The organism is Pararobbsia silviterrae (genome assembly GCF_003628125.1).
GTDB classification, from domain to species: domain Bacteria; phylum Pseudomonadota; class Gammaproteobacteria; order Burkholderiales; family Burkholderiaceae; genus Pararobbsia; species Pararobbsia silviterrae.
In genome coordinates, this window is record NZ_RBZU01000004.1 from 305,223 (window position 1) to 331,152 (window position 25,930).

Sequence of the window (25,930 nt, forward strand, 5' to 3'; positions counted from 1 at the left end):
ACCTGTCTTCCCAAGCGGTTTGCCGATGCCCTCCCGCCGAACGCCCCGACATCACTACAGCGTGTACGTCATCGAGCTGTCGCCGCGCGTCTGGGACGAGCCCCGCTTTCGCAAGGCCAACCCCGACTATCTGTTCGCGCGGCCCTGCGTCTATGTCGGCATGACGGGTCTCGACCCGGATCTGCGATTCGACAAGCACAAGGCCGGCATCCAGTCGAACCGGTTCGTGCGCGAGTACGGCCTGCGCCTGTTGCCGCCGCTTTACGAGATCTATAACCCGATGCCCTATGACGGCGCATGCGAGATGGAAGTCGAACTCGCGATCGGCTTGCGCGAGACAGGGTACGGCGTCTGGCAGGCGTGAACGGGGCGTTCGGGCGTCGCGTGCTAAGCGTGCACGAAGGTGCCGTGAGGGCGGCGCCGGCAGATCAGCAGCACCTCGTCGACATGCCGCAGATCGAGCAGGCCTTCGACCGGCATCAGCGGTTTCTGGAAATGCAGCCCGAGCGGCATCAGCACGCGGTTATAGAGCCAGTTCGCGAAACGCGGACGATGCCGCAGACCCCAGACGCCCGCATCGAGCAGCCATGACGATTCGGGCTGCATGCCGTAGACGGCGCTGTGCACGACGTTCAGACCGTTCGATTCGAGCAGCTCGATCAATTCGACGGGTTCGTAACGGCGCTGGTGGCCGACGAGCGCGTCGAACGCCGTCCAGCGCGACGGATGCAGCGGCATGGACAGCAGCACGACCGCATCGGGCGCCGCGACGCGCATGAGTTCAGCGAGTGCGCGCCGATCGTCGCTGACATGTTCGATGATGTCGAGCGCGCAGACGAGATCGAAGCGCGCGTCGTCGAACGGCAGCGCCGTAATGCGTCCGGCGATCGCGTCCGCGCCGTGCGCGCGCAGCGTCTCGACGGCCGATTCGCTGAGATCGACGAAGTGCGTACCGTCGATCGGCAGGCGCGGCCGCAACCCGGGCGCTACTTCGAGACGCGCGGTCGATGCGGCGATCAGCGGCTCGAACAACGGCCACGTATTGAAGCGCTTCGGATCGGTCAGCGAGGCCGACGACCAGAGCGCGTCGTAGAACTGACGGTTGACGTCGACCCCTTTCGATTCGTTGCCGAGCGCGTTGCTCATGATGTTGCCCCTCCATCCAGGCGTTTCGCGAAGCTCAGTTCATGTCCGTCCGGATCGCTGATATGAAAATAACGCTCGCCCCAGGGCGCGTCGGCGGGCACCGTGCTCGGGAGCAGGCCCGCGTCGAGTGCCTTGTCGTAGAGCGCATCGACGTCGGAGACGTGGAAGATCACGCGACCCCACCAATGAATCTGACCATGCGTCTGCGCGATGAGATTCACGAACGAGGGGCCGCAGGCGAAGGTCGTGAAGGCGTCGTGCTCGCCGCCGACCTTGAGTTCGAAGCCGAGTGCGCGATAAAAACCGACGGCCGCGCGCATATCGCGCGTGGACAGCGTGATGGCGCTCAGCGCCTCGATCTGCACGGATTGCGGTGTGACGATGGCGGTCATCGATCTCATCCTTCTCGGTGCGCCGGCGCTTCGATCGATTTGAACAGAGGCGGCGGCTAGTGCGACGGCTAGTGCGGCGGCTGGCGCAGCGGGCACGTGCCGCGTTGGCGCGTACCGTCGCGATGGCAGTGGCAAGCGGAGTATCAAGCGGAGCGTCGAACGCAGCGGCCCCTGCGACGACCCATGCGACGACCCCTGCGATGGCCCGCGTGGCGCTGAGTGTAGCGCGCCGCGCGCCGCCTCTGTGCAGCGGCCTTTGAATCGAGATCGCGCGCGTGTTACGGTCGGAAACACGGATGCGTATCCGCGCGGACTAGCCGCGCGGCGCGCGGCATAGGACAATCGCGTCTGCCGTGCGGATCGCAGTCCGTTTTTACCGAATGTGACACACGATCGTCCGAGGCGGTCGGAAAAAAGGTGCGCGGCTGGCATACCCGATCCGACGCGTTCGATGTACGTCTTACCCATGCCTGTGCGAATGGCGATGAACAAATTGTATGGACCCGTGTCAGTGATGGCGTTGATGGGGCTCGCGATGCTCGGCGGCTGTTCGAGTTCGAACGTCGCGACGTCGTCGGGGGCCTCGCCGGCGAGCCTCGGCGGCACGGCACCGATGATCTATGTGCAATCGGCGCGCCAGCCCGACGACATTACGCGGTGCTTGCAGGGACACGCGTCTTCATTGCGCGTCGCGAATCTCGGCGGCGCGATCCAGCTCGGCGACGGCCTTGAGTGGCTGATCACGCTGACGCCGTCGCGCGGCGGTTCGACCGTGGCGGTGCAACGGGCGATGAATGCGTCGGAACAGATTCCCGAGCCCGAGATGCGCTTCGATATTGCGCGCTGTACGACCTGAGGCCGGCATGCGGCTCACAAGCAAACGGGAGACGAAACGGATGACGATCGTGCGGTCGGGGGTGCTGGCGGTGGCGCTCGCATGCGCGTTGAGCGCATGTCATAAGGTATCGCTCGACGAGACGCCGAAAACGTCGGCGCCGGCAAGCAGTCCGCCGGCGACGGTCGCGCCGGGCCAGGCCGTGAGTTCGGCCGAGGTCGCGAGCAGCCCGATCGACGATCCGTCGAGTCCGCTTTCGAAACGCAGCCTGTATTTCGACCTCGACAGCTATAGCGTCAAGCCCGAAGCGAACGACATTCTCGCCGCGCACGCCAAGTATCTGCTCGCCGATCCCAAACGGCGCCTGCTGATCCAGGGCAACACGGACGAACGCGGCACGACCGAGTACAACCTCGCGCTCGGGCAGAAGCGTTCGGAAGCCGTCGCGCACGCGCTCGAAACGCTCGGCGTGCCCGATTCGCAAATCGAGGCGGTGAGTCTGGGCAAGGAAAAGCCGCAGGCCGACGGCCACGATGAGACGGCTTGGGCTCAGAATCGCCGCACCGATTTGATATATGAGGCGCGCTAAGGCGACGTGCTCAAGTCAAATTGACCGGATGCCCCGCATGTCGCGCGGGCATTGACGCGCCGCGTCATGTCATAAATTCCTTTTTAAGGTTCAGATCGTTCGATACCCGCCGTAAACATGGCTTGAGCGGCCGCGCCGTGCTGCCGCTCGCGAGCGCACCACTTGGGTCATGGACCAGCCGGGATTTCGAACACTATGAAGCGGTTAACGTTGAAGCAGAAATTGTGGGGCGTTGTGGCGCTGCTCTGGGTTTGCTTGATCGTCATGGTGGCCGTCACCGCGATCATGATCCGATTCTCTCTGCTCGAACAAAAGAAAGCCGTGCTCGCCGAGCAGACGCAGACAGCGCTTGGCATCGTCGCCTACTACCAGAAGCAAGCCGCGAGTGGCGCGATCACCGTCGATCAAGCCAAGCACCAGACCATCGAAACCCTGCGCGGGCTCCGTTACGGCCCGGATCGCAGCGGGTATTTCGGCCTTTACGACGACAACGCGATCGCGTTGCTCGTGCCGTCCAAACCCGAGCTTGAAGGCAAGTCCCAGCTCGACATGGTCGACCCGCAAGGCACGCATATCGCGGGCGAGATCATGAAGAGCTCGGCGCCCGGCGGCGGCCATTTCAGCCACTACATCTGGCCTAAGCCCGGACATACCGAACCCGTCGGCAAGATCACGTATGCGGACACGGTGCCCGATTGGGGCTGGCGCATCTTTACGGGCGCCTACGTCGACGATATCGACGCGACGTTCACGACCGTGCTGCTGAACAACCTGGTTCTGATCGGCGTGATCGGCGCCATCGTGACCGTGGGCCTGCTCTGGTTGATTCGGAGCATCCGCGTGAGCCTCGGCGGCGAGCCTGAATATGCGGCCGACATGTGCCGCCAGATCGCGGCCGGCGACCTGACCGCGCGGCTGCAGCTCAATCCCGGCGACACGAACAGCTTGCTCTATGCGATGAGTCAGATGCAGCAGCAACTGACGGATACCGTCGCGCGCATTCAATCGTCGGCCGAGTCGATCACGCACGGCGCGAACGAGATCGCCGCGGGCAATGCGGATCTGTCGCAGCGCACCGAGGAACAGGCCTCGGCGCTCGCGGAATCGGCTTCTTCGATGGAGCAGCTGACGGCCACGGTCAAGCTCAACGCGGACAACGCGGTGCAGGCGAGCCATTTGGCGCAGAGCGCGTCGGAAACCGTGTCCGACGGCGGCAAGGTCGTCGACGAGGTCGTGCAGACGATCGTCGAGATCGCCGAGAGCTCGAAGAAGATCGAGCAGATCATCAGCGTGATCGACGGCATTGCGTTCCAGACGAATATCCTTGCGCTGAATGCCGCTGTCGAGGCGGCGCGCGCGGGCGAGCAAGGACGCGGCTTCGCGGTCGTCGCGGCCGAAGTCCGCACGCTCGCGCAACGCTCGGCGAGCGCCGCGAAGGAAATCAAGGCGCTGATCGACGCATCGGTTACGAACGTCGAACGCGGACAATCGCTCGCGGGCGATGCGGGTTCGTCGATGCAGGCCATCCTGCAATCGGTCAAGCGCGTGACCGACATCATGGGCGAGATCTCGGCGGCGTCGTCCGAGCAAAGCACGGGGATCGGCCACGTCGGTGTCGCGATCGCGCAGATGGATACGGTGACCCAGCAGAACGCCGCGCTCGTCGAGCAGGCGACGGCCGGTGCGGCGTCGCTGGCCGAGCAGGCGAACCAACTGAAGGAAGCGGTCGCCGTCTTTCAGCTTTGATGGGATGCGATCGGACTTGATTTGACGCGAGGTGGGCCGGCATCGCGCCGGCTTCGGTATCGATGCAGCGCGTCCGAAAAGATCCGGCCTTGGGCCGGATCTTTGCATTTCCGCCAAGCCAAACGACTCTAAGCCAAGCCAAGCCTAAAGCACGTTGATCAACGCGACGGCGGCTTCCTGCAGATGCGGCAACACGCGCGCGACGGCGCGGTCCGTCGATTCGCGGCTCATCGGCATATTCGTGCTCAGCGCGGCAACGACATCGCCATGCCGGTTCTTGAGCGGCACTGCAATCCCGCGCACGCCGATCTGCAACTGCTGTTCGATGACGGCGAAGCCGTCGATGCGCGCCTGACGGATCGTCTGGTAGAGGCGATCGCGATTCGTGACCGTATGCGGCGTGAAGGGCGTCAGCGACGTCGTGTCGAGCCATTCGCGAACCGCGTCCTCTCCAGGCTTGTGCGCGAGCAGCATGACGCCCGGCGAGGTCAGCGGCGCGGGCACGCGCGCGCCGAGCACGAAGCCCGTCGTCATGACGCGGCTGGTCCCGTTGCGCGCGATGAACACGAGTTGCCATTCGTCGAGCACGCTCACATAGCACGACTCGTCGATCGTCGCGCTGAGCTGCTGCAAATACGGCTGGACCATGCGCGGCAGGCGCGCCGAGTCGAAATACGACCAGCCCACGCGCAACACGCGCGGCGTCAATCCGAAATATTTACCGTCGCTATACGTATAGCCGAGATGTTCGAGCGTCAGCAGATACCGGCGCGCGGCGGTGCGGGTCAGTCCGGTGCGTTCGGCGGCTTGCGTCGGCGTCATCCGGGGCATTGCGTCGTCGAAAGCCTCGAGAATCGCGAGACCTTTTTCGAGTCCCGCGATCCAGTCGCGGCGGTCGAGCTCGCGGCGCGGGGGTTGCGTGGCCATGATGTGCGTTCCTGTCTTCGTGCGCGCGCGGCGCGCTAAGCGTATCCCTTCGGGCGATTATCGGATCGCTATACGTTTGCTTAGTCCTATGGTTAACCCGTGTTTCGATCGTTTATCGAACATTCGAGATCGCTTGTCGAACATGAATGCGCGATCACGCGTTGTCGCCGCTTGAGCGAATGCCTAAGCTTCGCTCACCTCAGTCGTGACGTTGCCGAGAGGGACGTCGTCGGTGTACAAACGATGCGAGCGCAACTTGCGCGCTAAGCAGCGCGCGTGCGCACATCGTGGACTAGGGGAACCCGAGATGAACAGCGACTTTCAGAACTCCGTCAAACGCCCAGGCAACGTCCTTGAAACCCATGCGAATCCGCTGGGCACGGCGGGCCTTGAATTCGTCGAATTCGCGGCGAGCGATTCACAAACGCTTGGCAAGCTGTTCGAGCAACTCGGATTCACGTCTGTCGCACGGCATTTAAGCAAGAATGTGACGCTGTATCGTCAAGGCCGCATGCATTTTCTGCTAAACGCCGAACCTGACTCGTTCGCCGCGCGATTCGCCGGCGAATATGGCGCGGGCGTCTGCGCGATCGGGATTCGCGTCGACGATGCGGCGCGCGCGTTCGAGTCCGCGATCGATCTCGGCGCGTGGGCCTTCGAAGGCGAACGGATCGGTTCGAGCGAACTGGCGATTCCCGCGATTCAAGGCATCGGCGATTCGCATATCTATTTCGTCGACCGCTGGCGCGGCCGCGATGCGGGGCCCGCGCGCGGCACCTCGATTTTCGACATCGATTTCCGCGCGATCGACGAAGCGGCCAAGCCTGTCGAGGGTGTGTATCCGGGCGCAGGGCTCGTCGACGTCGATCACTTGACGCAGACCGTCGCGCCGGGCGGCATGCAGGAATGGCTCGATTTTTACCGCGACCTGCTTAATTTCCGCGAGATTCACGAGCTGCACGAGAACTGGCACGTGTCGCCCGATGCGCGCGTGATGGTCTCGCCGTGCGGCGGCGTCCAGATTCCGCTTTACGAGGAAGGCACGCGCCGCACGGCGCTCATGCACAGCTATCTGCCCGATCATCCGGGGCAGGGCGTCCAGCATATCGCGCTGTCGAGCGCCGATATTTTCGCAAGCGTCGACGCGCTGCTTGCCAACGGCGTCGAGCTTATTTCGCCGCCGCCGCGGTATTACGAGCAGATCGAAGCACGGTTGCCCGGGCATGGGCTCGATCTCGACGCGCTTGCGCGGCGCAGCGTGCTCGTCGACGGCGAAATCGACGCGCAGGGCCGTGCGCGCTTGTTCTTGCAGACCTTCGTCGCGCGACGCACCGGAGAGATCTTCTTCGAAATCGTCGAGCGGCGTGGGCATCATGGTTTTGGCGAGGGCAACCTCGACGCGCTCGCGCGCGCACGTTAAGTGCGTCCGTGAGCCGGTCGATCGACCTTCGCCGTGCGCGTTTGTAACGCGCATTGAAAACGGGGCGACCCGAAACGAGGAGGCGTGGTGAAGCGATCGATCGCAACGGTGTCCCTGAGCGGGACGCTCGAAGAGAAACTCCGCGCATGCGCGAACGCGGGGTACGACGGAATCGAGTTGTTCGAAAACGACTTGTTGTGCAGCGTGCATGCGCCCGAAACCGTGCGCCGCATGTGCGAGGACCTCGGCATCGAGATCGCGCTCTATCAGCCGTTTCGCGACTTCGACTCGACGGATCCCGCGCGCTTCGCGCGCAATCTCGAACGTGCGCGGCGCAAATTCGACCTCATGCATCGGCTCGGCGCGGACAAGATCCTCGTCTGCAGTCATGTCGGCGCGGATGCGGTCTTCGATCGCCAGCAACTCGTCGATCAGCTCGGACAGCTTGCGCGGCTCGCGCAGAGCGCGCACGTCGAGGCCGGTTATGAAGCGCTCGCCTGGGGCCGTCACGTGCATTCCTATCGCGATGCGTGGCGGGCGGTGCGCGAGGTCGATCATCCGAATCTCGGCATCGTGCTCGACAGTTTCCATACCTTGTCGATTCGTGACGATCTCAGCGAACTCGATTCGATTCCGGGTGACCGCATCACGTTCGTCCAGCTCGCCGACGCGCCCTTGCTCGCCATGGACGTGCTCGAATGGAGCCGGCATTTCCGGTGTTTCCCGGGGCAAGGCTCGTTCGAACTCGCGCCGTTTGTCGCGCCGATTCTTCGTAATGGCTATGCGGGGCCGCTCTCGCTCGAAGTCTTCAACGACGGGTTCCGATCCGCGCCCGCGCGCGTGACGGCGCTCGACGGACTGCGTTCGCTGATCTGGGTCGAGGATCGCGCGCGCGCCTATCTCGACGCGCACGACGTATTCGCGACGCCCGCGGCCGCGGTCTTCGCCGTGCACGACGGCGAATCGGGCTCGACCCATGACGAACCGCAAGGAATCGGGCACGCGACCGCAGCCGTGGAAAGCGTGCGCGCGCAGACCGCCGCGCCCGCGTCGCTGGTCAGCCCGACCGGCTTCGCATTCCTCGAATTCGCCGTCGACGATGCGACGCGCACGCGACTCGCCGACTGGCTCGCGCACTTCGGCTTCGTGCGCGCGCGGCGGCACCGCTCGAAGCGCGTATCGCTCTATCAGCAAGGGCCGGTGAACCTGATCCTCAACGCGGAGCCCGATTCGTTCGCGGATCGCTTCTATGGCGAGCATGGCCTGTCGCTGTGCGCGGCCGCGCTTGCCGTCGACGATGCGGACACGACGCTGAATCGCGCGACGACGTTTCGATATGCGCCTTACAAGGGCAGCGTCGGCCCCGAAGAGCGCGAGATTCCGGGTGTCGTCGCCCCGGACGGCAGCCTTATCTATCTCGTTGCCGACGGACCCGGCAAGCCGACGATCTACGACACGGATTTCGTCCCGACTCATGAAACCGCCCCCGCCGATGCGGCCGATCTGACGGGCATCGATCATCTGTGCCTCGCCTTGCCGCGCGATGCGATCGATTCGTGGGTCTTATTCGCGCAGGCCGCTTTCGGTCTTAAACCTGAGCAACAGTGGATGCTGCCGGATCCGTACGGGCTCGTGCGCAGCCGTGCCTTGCGCAGCGACGACGGCCGCTTGCGCATCTCGCTGAATACCTCGGACGATACGCGCACGAGCGTCGCGCGCGCGCTGACGACGTATGGCGGCGCGGGGCTCCATCATGTCGCGTTCGGGACCTCGAACGCGATCCGCACGGCCGCGCATCTCGCCGCGCGCGGCGTGCCGATGCTCGCGATTCCGGACAACTACTACGAGGACGTCGCCGCGCGCTTCGGGCTCGACGACGCGTTCGTCGCGCAGCTACGCGAGAGCAACGTGCTTTACGACCGCGATGAGCAGGGCGGCGAACTGCTGCATGCGTATACGCAGCAGATCGGCACACGGTTCTTCTTTGAAATCGTGGAGCGGCGCGGCGGATACGACGGCTATGGCGTCGCCAATACGCCCGTGCGCAATGCCGCGCATGCGTGGGTGCGCGCGCTCGCCCAGCAGTAAGGCGCGCACCGCTCGCGTTTACGCGCCGACGAGCTTCGCGAATCGATCGAGATCGACGTTGCCGCCGCTGATGACGATGCCGACGCGCTTGCCGTGCAAGCGGTCCTTGATCTCGCGCGCGGCCGCGAAACTCAGGCATCCCGTGGGTTCGACGACGAGCTTCATGCGCGACGCGTAGAAGCGCATCGCATCGACGAGCTGCGCGTCGGTCGCGGTCAAGATGTCGTCGACATCGCGCCGGATGATCTCGAACGTGAGGTTGCCGAGATGCTGCGTTTGCGCGCCGTCGGCCAGCGTTTGCGGCGTGTCGATATGAACGATGCGGCCGGCTTTCAACGATTGCTGCCCGTCGTTGCCCGCCTCGGGTTCGACGCCGTAGATCGTGCAATCGGGCGCGAGCGCGCGCGTCGCCAGCGCGCAGCCCGACAGCAGTCCGCCGCCGCCGAGGCAGACGAACAACACGTCGAGCGGGCCCGCGTCCTCGATCAACTCCTTGGCGACGGTGCCTTGACCGCTGAGCACGTCCGCATGATCGAAAGGCGGTATCAGCGTCATGCCGTGTGTTTCGGCGAGCTGCCGGCCGATCTGCTCGCGGTCTTCCGTATAGCGATCGTAGGTGACCACGTGACCGCCGTAGCCGCGCGTTGCCGCGACCTTCGAAGCGGGGGCATCGTGCGGCATCACGATGGTCGCGGGGATACCGAGCAGCGAGGCGGACAGCGCGATGGCCTGCGCGTGATTGCCTGACGAAAAGGCGACCACACCGGCGCGCCGTTGCTTTGCGTCAAATTTCGACAAGGCGTTGAACGCGCCGCGGAATTTGAACGCGCCCATGCGTTGAAGGTTTTCGCACTTGAAAAACACCTGCGCGCCGAATTCCGCATCGATCGTGCGCGATCGCATGACGGGCGTGCGATGGGCGTGACCTTCAAGACGCCGCGCGGCCGCGACGACGTCGTCATAGGTGGGAAGAGGCTGCATGACGCTCCATGGATGTTTGCCGTGGGGCGAGCCGCTCAGGAGGGCTCGAGGCTCGCCGATTATAGCGTTGCGTTCGGCGGGCCTTTGCCGTGTCGGACCTTGCAGCCGCGCGCGGACGCGATTTTGAAGCATGCCGGCTGCTCCGTCGGGCACGTCACTTGCGGCCCACGGCAGTGAGCGCTCAAGGCGCGGTTCGATGAGGAGCATCGCCATGCGAATCGAATTTCCCGAGGGTCGGCAGGTCTGGAACGGATCGGAATTACGCGTCGATTTTCCGGTCAGAGTCGATAACGTGGACGTGCTCTGTTCAATCTCGGCCGAAGCGCTCGAAGATCATTTCGGCGCGCATTCGACGCTTGAATCCGACGTGCTCGGCGCGTTCGAACGCGAAACGCGGCGCATTCGTGCGTTGTGCCGGCGCGCGCTCGAAGACAACCACGGACAGCCCGTCGTGTTGCGCAGCGGGCTGATTCGCCTGATGGATGCGCAAGACACGATGCGAGGAGACACGCCGTCGACCGGGCGCGCGGACTTGCCGTCGTCGAGCCGTTCGCGCGACCCGTGAGGCCGTCCGCTCGCGCATGCCCTCGACAGGGAGGCGTCATGTCATTGATTGTCGCAGGTCGATTCCAGACGTTCGAACGGGCCGAACAGGCCGCCCATCATCTCGTCGACGACGATGGTTTTCCGCGTGACGACGTCCAGGTCTTTTACGTGAACCCGCCGGGACAACACGATATGCATGCGAGCGGCGACATAGATGCCGATGGTGCGATGCAACCCGAGCGTTCAAGCACGAGCGTGGGTCTTGCAGCGGGCGCGCTCGTGGGGTTCGGCGTCGGCATTGGTGCAATGCAAATACTCGAACTCAACTGGCTTGCACCGGCCATCATGACGGCGGTCGGCGCGTATCTCGGTTCCTTGATCGGCGCGATGACGCATACGACGACACATGCGACGACCGGCCACGACGATCGGGCGCAAAGGGTTGCCGTCGAGCGGATACCGGAGCCCGTGCGCGAATCGGGCGTCATGCTCGCCGTTCATGTCAGCGACGACAGCGAACGACGCGCCGAAGAGAGCCTGCGCCATGCGGGCGCGCGCGATGTCGAGCTTGCCTCGGGCATCTGGAGCGAAGGGCGGTGGCGGGATTTCAATCCGGTCGCGGCGCCCGCGACCGCGCATTGATGCGTATGCGTGGATCTGCGCGAGATCCACGCACGGCGCGCGCCCTGTGTGTCGACGCATGCCGACGCATGCCGACGCGTGATGACGCACGCTGAACCATGTCGATGCGTGACGATGTCACGTACGCTCGATGATTATTCTTGGCTAGAACGTCTGTTCGAACCTAGGATGGTGTGTGTCGTGCATATCGGTGAGACGTCGGCGGCGCGCGATTCCGGATACATTGCTCGCGCACACCGCTTCACGCATCACGGATTCGATGTTCGTCAGAATCATTCGGATAACTGAGGACGCGGGGCATCGCGCTGTCATCGAGATGACATGCGCGCGTGTCGGGAGACGGACGGCGTAGGCGCGCAAGCGCGACCGCCGGCCGGCCGCGTCCGCCATAAAGACAGGTTCCATCGTGACTCAGCCGGCCCGCCCCGCACGTGCCTCGCGGCGCGTGCGCGTCAATCGTTCGATCGATGCGTCGCAGTCGTGTCCGCTCGATTCGAATGCGTCGAAGACATTGAATGCGTTCGATGCCTCCCATGCGTCGAATGCGCGATATCTTCCATCCGATCCGTTACGTGTCGATGCGGGTGTATTCGAATGGCATGCGTCACGGCCGCGCACGGTCGAGATTCACTACGATCTCGAGTTCGATGCGCTTGCCGCGCGTCTCGGCGCGCATGGGGCGCGGCGTGCGGACGACGTGTTCGTCCATGTCGTCAATGCGTCGGCATCGGCGGGCGGCGTGCTCGGTCCGCAGGGCGCGGGCCCGAATTTCGACGGCGGTCTGATCAGTCTCTGCGCATGCAATCACGGCATGCGCGCATCGCTCGACGCGTGCGACTGGCCGGGCCGATGGGTCGCGGGATTCACGACGTACAGCGGCATGTTCGGCCATCAGCAGTACCTGCGTTATCTGATGCGTGTCGGCGAGGCCTACGCTTCGCAGCATGAGCTCGTGTCGGCGCTCGTCCATTCGGGGCGGGCCGACGTCGTCGACGCCAAGGACGCGTCGCGGCACGCGAGCGGCGATGTCTGGCGGATCAAACCGGGCAGCGCATCCGATGCGGCGACGGGCCGCTGGCGCGCGACGACCTATTGCCGGCCCGTGATCGGTCATGCGCATCGCGAAGATGTCGACGACGAGACCTGGCACAAGGACATCGAATACGTCGACCAGCACGGCCGCCGCGCGGCGCTGCTCGTCGGGGATCCGCGCTGGAGCTTCGTCTGGAACCAACCTTTCATCTGCAAGACAGACCCCGGACCGTTGCGCGGTCACCGGCGGGTCTCGGTCACCGCCTTGCTCAAGCATCTGCGCGCCAGCGCGGTGGCGACATAAGCGCGGGCGGGGTCTCTCGCGGGCTCGGCCAGCCGGTCTGTCGCTTGCCAATTCTGACGAAATCGTCATGATCGCGTCACGTGGCGGTCCGCGCGGGGCCGCGATCATGACGTCATACCGCTCGCTGCGCGGATCGGCCCGTTCACCCGCCGCGCAGTCGTTTCGTCTATCGTCCCCACTAGTCCCCATTACGCCGCACGAGCGGCTCAGGAGCAGCAGATGGCTCATCCGACGCCCCCCGGACGCCCCGGACCCGGCTCGCCGCCGCGCGGCGGCGCGCTTGCCTGGCGACTCGCCGCGATCGGCGTGTGCGTTGTCGGCCCGGCGCTGGCCTTTGCCTACGTCGGCGGCTGGCTGCGTCCCGGCCATCTCTCGACGAGCACGATCATCGGCGCGCTGCAGACCAACGGCGGCGTTCATCCGGGCTACCGGCGCAATCATGCGAAGGGCGTATGCGTCGCGGGCTATTTCGAAAGCAACGGCGCGCTTGCCGCGTATTCGACGGCGCAGGTCTTCGCGCCGGGGCGGACCGACCTCGTCGGACGTCTTGCGATTCCCGGCGGCAATCCGTACGCACCCGACAGCAGCGCGCCGGTCCGCAGCTTCGCGCTGCGGCTGACGCAGCCCGACGGGCAGCAGTGGCGCACGGGCATGAACAATATCCCCGTGTTTCCGGTCGCCACGCCCAAAGCGTTCTACGAGCAGCTCGTCGCGACGCGTCCCGATCCCGTGACGCATAAGCCCGACCCGGCGCGCGTCAAGGCGTTCTTCGGCTCGCATCCGGAGACTCAGGCGTTTCTCCAATGGGCCAAGACCGCCAAGCCGTCCGCAAGCTTCGCGACCGAAACCTATTACAGTCTCGACGCGTTCTATCTCGTCGACCGGTCCGGCGAGCGGCATGCCGTGCGTTGGCAGACGGTGCCTGAAACGCCGGGCACGCCGGCCGCCGGCGACCCGAACGACACCGATTATCTGAGCAAGGACGTGTCGGATCGTCTCGCGAAGGGGCCGCTGCGCTGGCACCTCGTGTTCCAGTTCGCCGACCCCGGCGATCCCGTCGACAACGCGACGATCGCATGGCCGTCGACGCGCCGCACGGTCGATGCGGGCACGATCGTCATATCGAGCGAGCAGCCGCAGGACGGCGGTCCCTGCCGCGACATCAACTACGACCCGACCGTGGTGCCGAGCGGCATCGCCGTCTCGGACGATCCGCTGCTCGCGGCCCGCTCGGCCGCGTATGCGAAGTCCTATGTGCTGCGCACGGGCGAAGAAACCGGCGCGCCGGGCTTCGAGCCCCGTAAGAACCCGTGATTCCGAGGCCCCGACCATGAATTCGACCCCGCATTTCAGCGGCGCGCAGCGGCTGCTGCACTGGACCATGGCTGTCGCGATCGTCGCGATGCTGTTTATCGGCGCGGGCATGGTCGAGACCGTGTCCGAGCGGCATCGCTGGCTCATCGCGATCCACAAGCCTTTGGGCATCGCGATCCTCGTGCTCGCCTTGATCCGGATCGCCGTGCGGCTGCGCAAGGGCGCGCCGCCGTTGCCGGCCGACCTGCCGGGCGTCCAGCGGCTCGTTGCGCATCTGTCTCACCTCGTGCTCTACGGTCTCATGATCGCGATGCCGCTGCTCGGCTGGGCGATGGTCTCGGCGGGCGGCTATCCGGTCACGCTGATCGGCGGCTGGCGACTGCCGCCGATCGCGCCGGCCGACGCATGGTGGTTCGCGCGGCTGCATCTCGCGCATACGTATCTCGCGTATCTGCTGTTCCTGACCGTGCTCGGCCACCTCGGCGCGGCGCTGTTCCATGGGCTCGTGCGTCGCGACGGCGTGCTGTCGAGCATGGCGACGAGCGGGCGCTGACGGGGCCGGCGGGCCCGCGGCGCGCCGTGATCGACGACGCCGAAGTTGACAGCGCAGGCCCGGAACTGGCATACCGTCGGTTCGCCGTCGGCCGGACCCGCACAACGGGGGGGCCGACAGTCCCTGTCTTGTCTGCTTCCCACGACCACCATGGATGTATCGATAGCCGCGATCCTCGCGCAGGACGGGATCACGAGCGGTGCGATTTACGCGTTGCTTGCACTGGGCCTCGTGCTCGTGTTTTCGGTCACGCGCGTGATCCTGATTCCGCAGGGCGAGTTCGTTTCTTACGGGGCGTTGACGCTCGCCGCGATCGAATCGAAGACCTTTCCCGCCACGAGCTGGCTGCTTGTCGTGCTGGGCTGCGCGGCGTTCGCGGTCGAGGCCGCGACCCATCTGCGCGCGCGTGCCCGCGGCGCGGCGCGTCCCGGTGCCTCGGGGCGCGCGCTGCTCACGGCCTTCGCGCGCGACGTGCTGTATCCGTTCGCGATCTGTGGTCTCGCGCGCGTGCTGACCCGCCACGCGGACCTGCCGTTCTGGGCCGAGCTCGCGCTGACGGTCCTGATCGTCGTGCCGATGGGGCCGCTGATCTATCGCCTCGCATTCGAACGCATCGCCGAAGCCAGCACGCTCGTGTTGCTGATCGTCGCGGTCGCTGTCCATTTCGTGCTCGTCGGCCTCGGCCTGCTGATGTTCGGCGCCGAAGGCTCGCGCACGGCGAGCCTGACCGACGCGAACCTGACGCTCGGCAGTCTCAGCGTGTCCGGACAGAGTCTCGTGGTCGTGGTCGCCGCGGCGCTGCTGATCGTCGCGCTGTATCTGTTCTTCGGCCAGACACTCACGGGCAAGGCATTGCGCGCGACGTCGATCAATCGGCTCGGCGCGCAGCTCGTCGGTATCGGCACGACGCGCGCGGGCCGCATCGCGTTCACGCTGGCGGCCGGTCTCGGCGTGCTGAGCGGCGTGCTCGTTTCGCCGCTGACGACGATTTACTACGATGGCGGCTTCCTGATCGGGCTCAAGGGTTTCGTCGGCGCGATCATCGGCGGCCTCGTCAGTTACCCGATCGCGGCGGCGGGTGCGTTGCTCGTCGGCGTGCTTGAGTCGTACTCGTCGTTCTGGGCGAGCGCGTACAAGGAGGTCATCGTGTTCGCGCTGATCGTGCCCGTGCTGCTCTGGCGCAGTCTCGCGACGCAACACGTCGAGGAGGGCGAGGAATGAGCGCCGTCCAACGCGAACGCCTGCGCGCGGGGCCGCTCGTCGCGTGCGCGATCCCCTGGATCGTGCTCCTTACGCTGCCGCTGTGGCCCGCGCCGATCGCGGTGCCCGAGTACTGGATCACGCTGCTCGACTATATCGGCCTCTATTCGATCGTGGCCGTCGGGCTTGTGCTGCTGACCGGCATCGGCGGCATGACGAGCTTCGGACAGGCCGCGTTCGTCGGTCTCGGCGCGTACTCGACCGCGGTCCTGACGACGCAATACGGTCTGTCGCCATGGATCGGTCTTGTCGCGGGTATCGTCGTGACGACGCTCGCCGCCGCGCTGATCGGGGCCGTCACGATGCGTCTGTCGGGCCACTATCTGCCGCTGGGTACGATTGCCTGGGGGCTCTCGCTGTTCTTCCTGTTCGGCAACCTCGACTGGCTCGGCAAATACGACGGCATCAACGGCATTCCCGCGCTTGGCGTGCTCGGCTGGACGCTCGACTCGGGACGGCGCATGTATGTGTTGATCTGGATCGTCGTCGCGGTGGCGATGCTGTCGGTCCGCAATCTGCTCGACAGCCGGTCGGGCCGCGCGATCCGTGCGTTGCGCGGCGGCGGGGCGATGGCCGAGGCGATGGGGGTCGACACGGCGCGTCTCAAGATCGCGATTTTTATCCACGCGGCCGTGCTCGCCTCGTTATCGGGCTTTCTTTACGCGCATCTGCAGCGTGCCGTGAATCCGACGCCGTTCGGCCTCAATTACGGCATTCAGTATCTGTTCATGGCGGTCGTCGGCGGCGTCTCGCATGTCGGCGGCGCGGTGCTTGGCGCGGCCGTGCTGACCGTGCTGCAGGACTGGCTTCAGTCCGTGCTGCCGCGCTGGCTCGGCTCGAACGGCAACTACGAGATCATCGTGTTCGGGGTGCTGATGATCGCGTTGCTCCAGTTCGCGCGCGACGGGTTGTGGCCGATGGTCGCGCGTTTTGTCGAACGGCCGCGGCGCGCACGCCGCTTCGCCGCGGGCGCCGCGTTGCCGACGCGCGCGAAGCCGGCCGATGCCGAGGCTGTGCTCGTCGTCGATGCGATCCGCAAGACGTTCGGCGGACTCGTCGCGGTCAACGACGTGAGCTTCCGCGTCGCGGCGGGCGAGATCGTCGGACTCATCGGACCGAACGGCGCGGGCAAATCGACGACGTTCAATCTCGTGTCGGGCGCGCTCGCGGCGAGCGGCGGCGCGATTCACTTCCGCGGCGAGCGCATCGACGGGCGGCCCGCGCGCAAGATCGCCGCGCGCGGCATCGGCCGCACGTTTCAGCACGTGAAGATCATGCCGCGCATGAGCGTGCTCGATAACGTCGCGCTCGGCGCGCACCGGCGCGCGGGCGCGGGGATCTGGCGCAGCATGCTGCGGCTCGACCGGCATGACGAAGCGCGTCTGCTCGCCGAGGCGGCGCGCCAGGTCGAACGCGTCGGGCTCGGCGCGCATCTCGACGATGAAGCGGGCAGTCTGGCGCTCGGACAGCAGCGCGTGCTCGAGATCGCACGCGCGCTCTGCGCGGACCCCGTGTTGCTGTTGCTCGACGAGCCGGCGGCCGGTTTGCGCTTTCAGGAGAAGCAGGCGCTCGCGCGTCTGTTGCGCAAGCTCAGTGACGACGGCATGAGCATCCTGCTCGTCGAACACGATATGGACTTCGTCATGAATCTGACCGATCACCTCGTGGTGATGGAGTTCGGCACGCGGATCGCCGAGGGCACGCCCGACGAGATCCGCACGAATCAGACCGTCCTCGATGCGTATCTTGGAGGTGTCGAATGAGCGCGGTCGTACCACACGATGCCGGGCGAGCCGTTCCCGTGCTCGAAGTTCGCGGACTCGGCGCGCGATACCGCAAGGTCGAAGCGCTGCGCGGCGTCGATCTGAATCTGCATGCGGGGCAGATCGTCACCGTCATCGGACCGAACGGTGCGGGTAAATCGACCTTGCTCAACGCACTCATGGGGGCCTTGCCCGCGGGCGCGCAGGCGCAAGGGACGGTGCGTCATCTGGGCGACGCGGTCGGCGATCTGTCGATCGAGGCCCGCGTCGCGCGCGGCATGTGTCTCGTGCCCGAGTCGCGCGCGTTGTTCGCGACGATGAGCATCGAAGACAATCTCAAGCTTGGCGCATGGCGTCGCAAGAAGGCCGGCGAGCGACACTATCTCGATGCGCTCGACGCCGTTTTCGCGCTGTTTCCGCGTCTGCTTGAGCGGCGCACGCAGCAGGCCGGCACATTGTCGGGCGGCGAGCGGCAGATGCTCGCGATCGGCCGCGCGTTGATGGGCAAGCCCGATTTGCTGATGCTCGACGAACCGAGCCTCGGGCTCGCGCCGCTCGTCACGCGCGATATTCTGCGTGTCGTCTCGCAGCTCAAGGAAACGGGAGTCGCGACCTTGCTCGTCGAGCAGAATGCGCGCGCCGCGTTACAGATCGCCGACTACGCCTATGTGCTCGAAACGGGCGACGTCGTGCTCGAAGGGCCGGCCGCGGAACTCGCCGAGAATCCGCGTGTGATCGAGACCTATCTCGGTCTGGGCCGACGCGGCGCGCCGCAGACGGCGAGCTGATCGACGGCTCGCGGGCCGGCCGCGACGCGATCCCTTAGTCGACGCGTCGCCGGCGCGCGCGCTGTCCGAGCACGCCCGCGCGGTGCTGGACGCCCCACGTCTTGCGTCCGAGCGCGAACTGGAACCAGCCGAGCGTCGCGCCCGTGTGCCGCAGCAACTGGAACGAGAATGGCTCGGTGATGGCCGCGAGCAAGGCCATGCCGAGGTTCGACGTCGTCGTGTTGCGCGTCCAGCGCCGATAGAGATAGACCGACCAGACGTGGAAGGCGAGATCGATCGCGATCTTGCCGACGATAAAGCCGAGCGCGGGCACGAGCGCCGAGTACTCGCCCGTGAACAGGAAGCCGAGCAGCAGTGCGAACGCGGTCAGGCCGTAGATGGGCTGCACTGTGTCGATCGCCTTGATCGGCAGCATGAGCAGACCCACGGCGCCGTAGCGCCGATCGCCCGCCATGTCGCGATTCCAGTATTGCGTCTGCAGAAAACCCGCGAACCAGCGCCGCCGCTGCCGCAGGAACGATGCGAGCGTGCTCGGCGCATCGGTGAACGCCTGGGCCGCGCCGATCACGCGCACGGTCCAGCCGCGCGCGTGATCGACCGAGAACCGCCGCAGCCGATGAATCAGCTCATAGTCCTCGACGAGGCACTCGGGGTCGAAGCCGCCGACCTCGACGAGCGCATCGCGCCGAAAGCACGCGAACGCGCCCGAGATGAGCAGCAGGCTTTCCGCCCGCATCCACGCATAGCGCGAAATGAAGTTCCGGATGTATTCGTAGGTCTGGAACCACTGGAAAAAACGGCCCTCGCGCGTGTGTCCGCAGAGCGGCGTCAGAATGCCGGCCGCGCTGACGAGATACGTTTCGGTCGCAAACGCGTGGCGCATCGCGCGGCATGCGCCGGGTGCGAGCAAGGTGTCGGCGTCGACCGTCATCAGCGTGTCGCTGCGCATCGCGCCGATCGCGGCGTTGAGCGCGCGCGCCTTGCCGCCGTGCGCGACGCGCAGCCAGCGCAGCGTCGGATGCGTCGGGCTCGGCGCGCCGATCTCGCCGTCGGGCGCGCGTTCGAGTCCATAGCGTTCGGCGAGCAGCGCGGCGGTGGCGTCGGTCGATCCGTCGTCGGCGATGACGATTTCATCGGGTGCGTCGTCCTGCTCGAACAGCGCGTCGAGCGTCACGGGCAGCACGCTCGCTTCGTTGTACGCGGCGACGATGACGCCGAGCGTGACCCGTGCGGACGGGGCCACGCCCGGCGTCGCGACGACATCCGGCGGCACGCGCCGCAGCAAGGGCAGCGATTGAATCGTCACGAAGACGAGCAGCACGGTGTCGTAGCCGATATAGACGATGCCCGCGGACCACGCGAGCGTGCCCTTCAGAAAGAACGCGCGAGCGAACAGCAGGATCCAGAGCACCATGACGCTGCCGTGGATCAGCACGCTGATCCAGGTCGTCGGGCGTGGCGTGAGGCGGGGCGAAGCGGCGGCGAGCGCGGTTTCGAGTGGAGTGGGGTTCATCAACAGGACACTGGGAACGAAGAATGCCTAGGGCAACATGCGCCGGATCACGGACTTGCGATCGATCCATTCGTGCTTGAGCGCGCCCGCGATATGCAGCCCGACAAGCACATAGAGTCCATACGCCAGCGAGGTATGGATCAAGCCGAACAGATCGTGCAGATGCTCCTTGAGCGCGGGCGGCTGGCTCATGACGAAGCCGATGCGCGGAAACGGAATCAGATAGAACAGCGACATCGGATGCGTCGCGGCGGCTTTCCAGGCCGAGTCGTGCAGCCATCCCGAGAGCGGCATCGCGAAGATGAGCACGTAAAGCAAAATGTGCGCGGCATGCGCACTTTTCCGTTCCCACGCCGGAAATTCGGCGGGCAGCGGCGGCGGACGATGCGTCACGCGCCAGAGCACGCGCAGGATCGCCAGTCCGAGAACCGTGATGCCGATCGACTTGTGCGTGTCGATGACGGGGCGAACCCAGTTGTCGGGCAGCGAATCGGCGCTCCACGCCAGCGCGATATTGACGATGATGCCGAGCGCGATGAGCCAGTGCAGCACGATGGCGGGGCGCGTGTATCGGCCCGCGGGCGCGGCGTGCGAGGCCACGTCGCGTAGCGGTTCGGGGCGTGCGGTCATAGGGATCTCCGGATTCGCGGGTCGGTCGGATGACATGGGGTTAACGAAGCGGCGCGCGGGTTTATTCGACGCGCAGCCGTGACGGGTCGTCGGCAAGCTGTCGATGCACGGCCGCGAGATCGACGTCGCGATTGCGGCCGATCAGCGCGAACGCGAGCTTATCGCGACTCCATGAAACGACGTCCATGCCGTAGACATGTTGCGATTTCATCGGCTGGTCGGCTTTCGCATCGATGACGCACAGCGCGACGGGATCGCCGTGCACGGGCAGGTACACGATCTGGATCAACGGCCGGCCGCGGAATCGCAGGCGCTGGATACGCTTGAACGTGAGGCCCGCGTCGCGCAGATCGGGAATCGCGATCGGCAGATGGTCTTCTTGATGGACTTCGTCGAGCACGCGTGCATCGAGCGTCGCGCTGTCGGGTAGGTCGTAGACGGTGTCGCGCGTGTAAAGCTCTTGATAGCCGGCGGCGGCTTCGAGCCAGGGGGCGACGCGCGGTTCGCCGAGCATCGGCCCGAACTTGAGCGCTGCGCCGCAAACGAACGCGCCCGCGATAAAGGCGGCCGCGAGCCAGAGGCCGGGCCGGCGCGCACGATGCGTGCCGCGTGTCGATGCGGTCGCGTCGGAGGTTATCGCCGCGTCGGGCATCGATGCGATCCGTTCGTCTTGTGCGAGATCCGATGAGCCGAGGCCGTGATGCGTACGATCGGCATGCGTCGCGACGTCGGCGTTCGGATCGGTGTTCGCTCCGCGCTCGCCGCGCTCGCCGCGCGCGCCGTCGCCGGTTCGCGCGAGCGTCTCGATGAAGTCGGCGAGCGCGGCGGGCACGGGCGGGAGTTCCGCATGCGTGAACGCCGCGCGATAGGGCAACGCCGACGCGCGCAGCGCCGCGACCCGGGCCGCGAGCTCGTCCGAGTGCGCGATCGCCTGCGCGAGCTCGGCCTTGCGCGAAGGCGGCAGTTCGCCATCGACGTAGGCCATCAGCAAGGTGTCGTCGATGTTCATGGATGCGCATCCTTGCGCGCGCCGCGATCGGCGTCGGCATGCGGCGTCGGCGTGCTGAATTGCGCGCCGATGGTCAGGCGCGCGCGGGATAAACGGCTCATCACGGTACCGATCGGTATTTCAAGGACTTCGGCGGCTTCACGATAACTCAACCCCTCGACGGCAACGAGCAACATGACGACGCGCTGAGCGTCGGGCAACGCATCGACGGCGGCGATCACCTGCTTGTAGAGCAGATCGGCCAACGGGTCCGTCGCGGCGGGGTCGGCGACCGTCTCCACGAGCGCTTCGTTCCATTCGACGCGCGCGCGGCCGCGAATCTGTCGCGCGCGAATCTCGTCGATCCAGATCGAATGGACGATCGAGAACAGCCAGCTCAGCGCGGACGTGCCCGGTTGCCATTGATGGCGGCGTTCGAGCGCACGCACGCAGGCGCGCTGCACGAGGTCCTCGGCATCGTGGCGATCGGCGGCCAGACGCAGCGCGAACGCCCAGATCCGCGGCAGCAGTTCAGGCAGCAAGGCAGGTAATTCGTCGCGCGTCATCGACGGGTTCCTCGTCACGATGACGCAAGTCTAGCCAAGGTTTGCAGGCTCTGCTCGTGAAACAAACCGTAATCGATCGGGTCCCGAAAACGCGTGCGCGCAGGGCGTCGTCGCGGAATAAAACGCACCGGGGTCGCGTTTTATTCCCGCGCCTGGCGCATCGTTTTGAGAGGCGCCGAGCGTGTGCTCGTGCAGGCGCGATGTATGCGGACGCTGCCGTGTGTCGCGATAAGGAATGCGCACGGCGCGCGGGGTCCGCGAGCGCATGCGATTGTGCGATCGCAGCGCGTCAGGCCCGATCAGACGAATCTGTATGCTGCGTGATTACGCATTAACTGGCGTACGCATGGTCACGAACTCTTCGGCCGACGTCGGGTGAATGCCGATCGTCTCGTCGAACACGCGTTTGGTCGCCCCCGCCTTGAGCGCGACCGCCATGCCCTGGATGATCTCGCCCGCGTCCGCGCCGACCATATGCACGCCGAGCACGCGGTCGGTATCGGAATCGACGATGAGGCGCATGAACGTCTTTTCATTCGACTCGGTCAACGCGAGCTTGAGCGTGCCGAAACGGCTTTCATAGACCGTGATGTTGTGGCCCGCGAGGATCGCCTGGTCTTCGGTCAGGCCGACCGTGCCGATATGGGGCAGGCTGAATACCGCGGTCGGAATGCCGTGGTAATCGACGGGGCGGTATTCGGACGGCCGGAACAGGCGCCGCGCGACGGCCATGCCTTCGGCTGTCGCGACCGGCGTGAGCTGAACGCGGCCGATGACGTCGCCAAGCGCGAGAATCGACGGCTCGGTCGTGACGTAGTGCGCGTCGACGCGGATGAATCCTTCGTCGTTCAACGCGATACGCGTGTTCTCGAGGCCGAGATCGTCGAGCATCGGACGCCGGCCCGTCGCGAACATCACGAGATCGGTGTCGAGCGTGGCGCCGTCGTCGAGCGTCACGCGCAGGCTGCCGTCCGGCTGTTTGTCGATGCCCGTGATCGTCGTGCGGAAGCGCAGGTCGAGGCCCTTTTTCGTGAGTTCTTCGCGCAGATGTTCGCGAATCGATCGGTCGAACCCGCGCAGAAACAACTCGCCGCGATAGAGCTGCGTCGTTTCGACGCCGAGTCCGTTGAAGATCGACGCGAATTCGACCGCGATATAGCCGCCGCCCATGACGATGGCGCGACGCGGCAAGGTATCGAGGAAAAACGCATCGTTCGACGTGATCGCGTGTTCCTTGCCGGGAATATCGGGCACGTTCGGCCATGTGCCGGTCGCGAGCAGGATGCGCTCCGCCGTGTGCCGTTGTCCGTTGATTTCGACGGTATGCGGGTCGACGAGCTTCGCATGCCCTTCGATGAGCGTGACGCCGCTCTTGACGAGCAAGGACCGATACGCGCCGTTGAGCCGCTCGATCTCGGCATTCTTGTGCGCGATCAGCGTGGGCCAGTCGAACTCGGGTGCGCTCGCGCTCCAGCCGTATGCGTGCGCGTGCGCGAGTTCTTCGCTGTAGTGCGCGCCGTAGACGAGCAGTTTCTTCGGCACGCAGCCGACATTGACGCAGGTGCCGCCGAGGTAGCGGCTTTCGGCGATCGCGACGCGCGCGCCGAAGCCTGCCGAAAAACGCGCGGCGCGCACGCCGCCCGAGCCTGCGCCAATCACGAACAGGTCGAAATCAAACGCCATGGTGGTTCCGTTGCGGGCACCCGCTTATCGCATGAGGTGCAGGGTCTGGGGATCGGCTTCGCCCTCGAAGTATTTGTCGAGGGCTTCGTCGAACTCGTTGTCGTCTTCGGCGACTTCGGCGAACAGCGTCATCGACGATCGAAACTTGAGTTCGTCGGGGTAACCGAAGATCTGCTCGATGGTGCGATCCTCGAGATCGTTGACGATACGCGTGACTTCGCGAATGCGCGCACCGAGCACCGGATGTTGAAGATAGGCTTCGGCCTCCTCGCGCGAGGCGATGCCATAGGCCTCGGACATTTCGCTTTTACCGAGCCCCAGGTACTGCGGAAAAATGAACCACATCCAGTGCGAGCGCTTTTTGCCGGCTTCGAGTTCGGCGCGCGCCTGGTCGTAGATCGGGGTTTGTGCGTCGACGAAGCGTCGGAGTTTGAATGGGTCGTTCATCGCAAACCGTCCTCTTTGAAGCGTCTTGCGAGTCCGAACAGGCCATCGTCTGCGACTCGCCGGTGCCGGTGATTTTCCGGCTTCCGGGAGCGGATGTACAGGCCCAGATGTACAGGCCTATCCCTCGCCTGTCACGGGCTCGTCATCGGCGCGTGACGGCTTCGTCAAGGGCGGAGCCTCAAGCGCCTATCCGCGGTTATGGCGCGCCGAGATTTCCTGCAGATCGAGATCGCGTTCGAGTGCGTGCATGAGTTCGTCGTGCAGCATGCCGGCGCGGTGCAGGCGCAGCAATTCCTCGCGGCCGGCCGCGATCGCGGCGAGCACGATGTCATAGTGCGCGATGCGGCGATCGGTCGGAAACGTGTCGAGCTCGCTGATGCTTTTGCTGAGTTGCGCGCGATAGCTGTATTGCTCGAAGAGGCGCGGGTGGATCAGCTTGCCCTCGGCGTCGCGCACGAGCGACTCGATCGCGCCGAGCTGCGCGGCTTCGAGATGCGCCCATGCTTGCGGCTCGTTCAGATGGCGCGTGTTGCGGACATCGGTGTCGTCGGGCGCAACCCATCGGATCACGGCGCCGATCGTCGAGCCCTGGATGACGACGGTCACGAAGATGACCGCGAACGACGCGACGAGGATCATGTCGCGCCCGGGCATCGAATCGGGCAGACCGAGCGCGACGGCGAGCGTCACGACGCCGCGCATGCCGGCCCAGCCGAGGATCGTCGTGGCTTTCCAGTCGGTCCGCGTGGCGTCGCCGCGCAGGCGGCGCACCAGCGCCCCGACGCCGTCGATGCCGAATACATAGACGAAGCGCGAGACGATGACCGCGACGATGACGGTCGCGACGGCCGGAATCAGCAGCGGCAGCGCGCCATGGGCTTCGAGGCGCGTGACGACGCCGCGCAGCGACAGTCCGATCAGGATGAAGACGAGCGCTTCGAGCAGAAAGACCATGACGGCCCAGAAAGACGTACCACGCAGCCGTGCGGCCGCGGAGAACAGTTCGTGCTGGTACCAGCCGATGGCGAGACCGCATGTCACGGTCGAGATCACGCTCGACACGCCGATGAAGTCCGCGACGATATAGCTGATCCACGACGCGAGCAGCGTGATGGTGATCATCAGGAAATCGTCGTTGAGATACTTGAGCGCCTTGATCAGCGCATAGGCGACCACGCCGCCGACCGCGATGCCGCCGAGCGCGAGCAGTCCGAACGACAGCGCCGCGCTCGACGCGCTGAAGGCGCCGGTCAGCGCCGCCGACACCGCGAAGCGCACGAGCACGAGTCCCGCCGCGTCGTTGAGCAGGCTTTCGCCTTCGAGCAGTACCGTGAGGCGGCGCGGCAACGCGAGACGTTCGAGCACGGCTTTGGCCGCGACGGCGTCGGGCGGCGAGACGATCGCGCCGAGCGCGAAGCAGGCCGCCCATGGCAGCGCGGGGATGACCCAATGGAGCGCGAGGCCCACGCACAGCGTCGTGAACACGACGGCGCCGACGGCCAGCAGCAGGATCGATGCGAAATTGGACTTGAGATCGTCCCAGACCGAGAAATACGCGCCGTTCATGAGCAGCGGCGGCAGGAACACGATGAGCACGAGGTCCGGGTCGAGCGTGATCGGCGGCAAACCGGGCAGAAACGCGAGCGCGGTGCCGCCGAGCAGCAGCGCGGCCGCCGGCGGCAGGCGCAGGCGCGTGGCGAGCAACTGGAGTCCGACCATCGCGATCAGACAGATCAGGACAAGCTTGAAGGCGTCGACTGAAGACATGGCGCTCGAA

25 protein-coding genes are annotated in these 25,930 nt (G+C 65.6%); 14 read left to right on the forward strand and 11 right to left on the reverse strand.

The window, feature by feature from the left end; translation table 11 throughout:
- Positions 1–25 precede the first annotated feature (25 nt).
- Complete coding sequence (locus D7S86_RS11810; RefSeq protein ID WP_121086613.1) at positions 26–364, forward strand: hypothetical protein; 339 nt, start codon at positions 26–28, stop codon at positions 362–364.
- A gap of 23 nt (positions 365–387) precedes the next feature.
- Here D7S86_RS11810 and D7S86_RS11815 read toward each other — a convergent pair whose 3' ends face one another.
- On the reverse strand, positions 388–1,146 hold the full coding sequence (locus D7S86_RS11815) for a class I SAM-dependent methyltransferase (protein ID WP_121086615.1): 759 nt from the start codon (positions 1,144–1,146) through the stop codon (positions 388–390).
- Positions 1,143–1,547, reverse strand: coding sequence for a VOC family protein (locus tag D7S86_RS11820; RefSeq protein WP_121086617.1), 405 nt, complete (start codon positions 1,545–1,547; stop codon positions 1,143–1,145). Before D7S86_RS11820 ends, D7S86_RS11815 begins: the two co-directional genes overlap by 4 nt.
- Positions 1,548–2,022: 475 nt before the next feature.
- On the opposite strand from D7S86_RS11820, the gene D7S86_RS11825 reads away from it, so the two are divergent.
- The 3 genes from D7S86_RS11825 to D7S86_RS11835 all read left to right on the forward strand — a co-directional run bounded on the left by D7S86_RS11825 (position 2,023) and on the right by D7S86_RS11835 (position 4,708).
- A complete protein-coding gene (locus D7S86_RS11825; RefSeq protein WP_147432300.1) occupies positions 2,023–2,394 on the forward strand; it encodes a sugar ABC transporter ATPase in 372 nt (123 codons plus the stop codon).
- A 40-nt stretch (positions 2,395–2,434) separates the two neighbouring features.
- Complete coding sequence (gene pal / locus D7S86_RS11830; protein WP_121086932.1) at positions 2,435–2,962, forward strand: peptidoglycan-associated lipoprotein Pal; 528 nt, start codon at positions 2,435–2,437, stop codon at positions 2,960–2,962.
- A gap of 210 nt (positions 2,963–3,172) precedes the next feature.
- On the forward strand, positions 3,173–4,708 hold the full coding sequence (locus D7S86_RS11835) for a methyl-accepting chemotaxis protein (protein WP_338069177.1): 1,536 nt from the start codon (positions 3,173–3,175) through the stop codon (positions 4,706–4,708).
- Between the two features lie 144 nt (positions 4,709–4,852).
- Here D7S86_RS11835 and D7S86_RS11840 read toward each other — a convergent pair whose 3' ends face one another.
- A complete protein-coding gene (locus tag D7S86_RS11840; RefSeq protein WP_121086623.1) occupies positions 4,853–5,635 on the reverse strand; it encodes an IclR family transcriptional regulator domain-containing protein in 783 nt (260 codons plus the stop codon).
- 307 nt (positions 5,636–5,942) lie between these two features.
- On the opposite strand from D7S86_RS11840, the gene D7S86_RS11845 reads away from it, so the two are divergent.
- Complete coding sequence (locus tag D7S86_RS11845) at positions 5,943–7,055, forward strand: 4-hydroxyphenylpyruvate dioxygenase family protein (RefSeq protein WP_121086625.1); 1,113 nt, start codon at positions 5,943–5,945, stop codon at positions 7,053–7,055.
- Between the two features lie 87 nt (positions 7,056–7,142).
- Positions 7,143–9,143, forward strand: a complete 2,001-nt coding sequence (locus tag D7S86_RS11850; RefSeq protein ID WP_121086934.1) for a bifunctional sugar phosphate isomerase/epimerase/4-hydroxyphenylpyruvate dioxygenase family protein — start codon at positions 7,143–7,145, stop codon at positions 9,141–9,143.
- Positions 9,144–9,161: 18 nt separating this feature from the next.
- On the opposite strand, the gene D7S86_RS11855 is transcribed toward D7S86_RS11850, so the two are convergent.
- Positions 9,162–10,124 (reverse strand): threo-3-hydroxy-L-aspartate ammonia-lyase, encoded by a 963-nt coding sequence (locus D7S86_RS11855; RefSeq protein WP_121086627.1) that lies wholly within the window; start codon positions 10,122–10,124, stop codon positions 9,162–9,164.
- 211 nt (positions 10,125–10,335) lie between these two features.
- Here D7S86_RS11855 and D7S86_RS11860 point away from each other — a divergent pair, with 211 nt between their 5' ends.
- From D7S86_RS11860 to D7S86_RS11895, 8 genes are all read left to right on the forward strand, one after another.
- Positions 10,336–10,689 carry a DUF1488 family protein gene (locus tag D7S86_RS11860; protein WP_205962794.1) on the forward strand — a complete coding sequence of 118 codons (354 nt, stop codon included), beginning with the start codon at positions 10,336–10,338 and terminating at the stop codon, positions 10,687–10,689.
- A gap of 38 nt (positions 10,690–10,727) precedes the next feature.
- A complete protein-coding gene (locus tag D7S86_RS11865; RefSeq protein ID WP_121086631.1) occupies positions 10,728–11,312 on the forward strand; it encodes a hypothetical protein in 585 nt (194 codons plus the stop codon).
- A 406-nt stretch (positions 11,313–11,718) separates the two neighbouring features.
- Positions 11,719–12,648 carry a hypothetical protein gene (locus tag D7S86_RS11870; RefSeq protein ID WP_147432301.1) on the forward strand — a complete coding sequence of 310 codons (930 nt, stop codon included), beginning with the start codon at positions 11,719–11,721 and terminating at the stop codon, positions 12,646–12,648.
- 219 nt (positions 12,649–12,867) lie between these two features.
- Positions 12,868–13,962 carry a catalase family peroxidase gene (locus D7S86_RS11875; protein ID WP_121086635.1) on the forward strand — a complete coding sequence of 365 codons (1,095 nt, stop codon included), beginning with the start codon at positions 12,868–12,870 and terminating at the stop codon, positions 13,960–13,962.
- A 16-nt stretch (positions 13,963–13,978) separates the two neighbouring features.
- Positions 13,979–14,515 (forward strand): cytochrome b, encoded by a 537-nt coding sequence (locus tag D7S86_RS11880; RefSeq protein ID WP_121086637.1) that lies wholly within the window; start codon positions 13,979–13,981, stop codon positions 14,513–14,515.
- Positions 14,516–14,665: 150 nt separating this feature from the next.
- The gene (locus D7S86_RS11885) at positions 14,666–15,736 is read left to right on the forward strand and encodes a branched-chain amino acid ABC transporter permease (RefSeq protein WP_121086639.1); all 1,071 of its coding nucleotides are present in this window, start codon (positions 14,666–14,668) and stop codon (positions 15,734–15,736) included.
- Complete coding sequence (locus tag D7S86_RS11890; RefSeq protein WP_121086641.1) at positions 15,733–17,538, forward strand: branched-chain amino acid ABC transporter ATP-binding protein/permease; 1,806 nt, start codon at positions 15,733–15,735, stop codon at positions 17,536–17,538. The genes D7S86_RS11885 and D7S86_RS11890 overlap by 4 nt, the downstream gene beginning before the upstream one ends.
- Entirely contained in the window at positions 17,535–18,326 is a 792-nt protein-coding gene (locus D7S86_RS11895; protein ID WP_121086643.1) for an ABC transporter ATP-binding protein, read from the forward strand. The genes D7S86_RS11890 and D7S86_RS11895 overlap by 4 nt, the downstream gene beginning before the upstream one ends.
- A gap of 34 nt (positions 18,327–18,360) precedes the next feature.
- On the opposite strand, the gene D7S86_RS11900 is transcribed toward D7S86_RS11895, so the two are convergent.
- From D7S86_RS11900 to D7S86_RS11930, 7 genes are all read right to left on the reverse strand, one after another.
- Positions 18,361–19,839 carry a glycosyltransferase family 2 protein gene (locus tag D7S86_RS11900; protein ID WP_121086646.1) on the reverse strand — a complete coding sequence of 493 codons (1,479 nt, stop codon included), beginning with the start codon at positions 19,837–19,839 and terminating at the stop codon, positions 18,361–18,363.
- A gap of 27 nt (positions 19,840–19,866) precedes the next feature.
- A complete protein-coding gene (locus D7S86_RS11905) occupies positions 19,867–20,469 on the reverse strand; it encodes a cytochrome b (protein WP_121086648.1) in 603 nt (200 codons plus the stop codon).
- 61 nt (positions 20,470–20,530) lie between these two features.
- Complete coding sequence (locus D7S86_RS11910; protein WP_121086650.1) at positions 20,531–21,478, reverse strand: anti-sigma factor; 948 nt, start codon at positions 21,476–21,478, stop codon at positions 20,531–20,533.
- Positions 21,475–22,023, reverse strand: coding sequence for an RNA polymerase sigma factor (locus tag D7S86_RS11915; protein ID WP_121086652.1), 549 nt, complete (start codon positions 22,021–22,023; stop codon positions 21,475–21,477). The genes D7S86_RS11910 and D7S86_RS11915 overlap by 4 nt, the downstream gene beginning before the upstream one ends.
- Before the next feature lie 324 nt (positions 22,024–22,347).
- Positions 22,348–23,706 carry a glutathione-disulfide reductase gene (gorA, locus tag D7S86_RS11920; RefSeq protein ID WP_121086654.1) on the reverse strand — a complete coding sequence of 453 codons (1,359 nt, stop codon included), beginning with the start codon at positions 23,704–23,706 and terminating at the stop codon, positions 22,348–22,350.
- 24 nt (positions 23,707–23,730) lie between these two features.
- Positions 23,731–24,153, reverse strand: coding sequence for a DUF1810 domain-containing protein (locus D7S86_RS11925; RefSeq protein ID WP_121086656.1), 423 nt, complete (start codon positions 24,151–24,153; stop codon positions 23,731–23,733).
- Positions 24,154–24,339: 186 nt separating this feature from the next.
- Entirely contained in the window at positions 24,340–25,920 is a 1,581-nt protein-coding gene (locus D7S86_RS11930; protein WP_121086658.1) for a cation:proton antiporter, read from the reverse strand.
- Between the last annotated feature and the right edge of the window lie 10 nt (positions 25,921–25,930).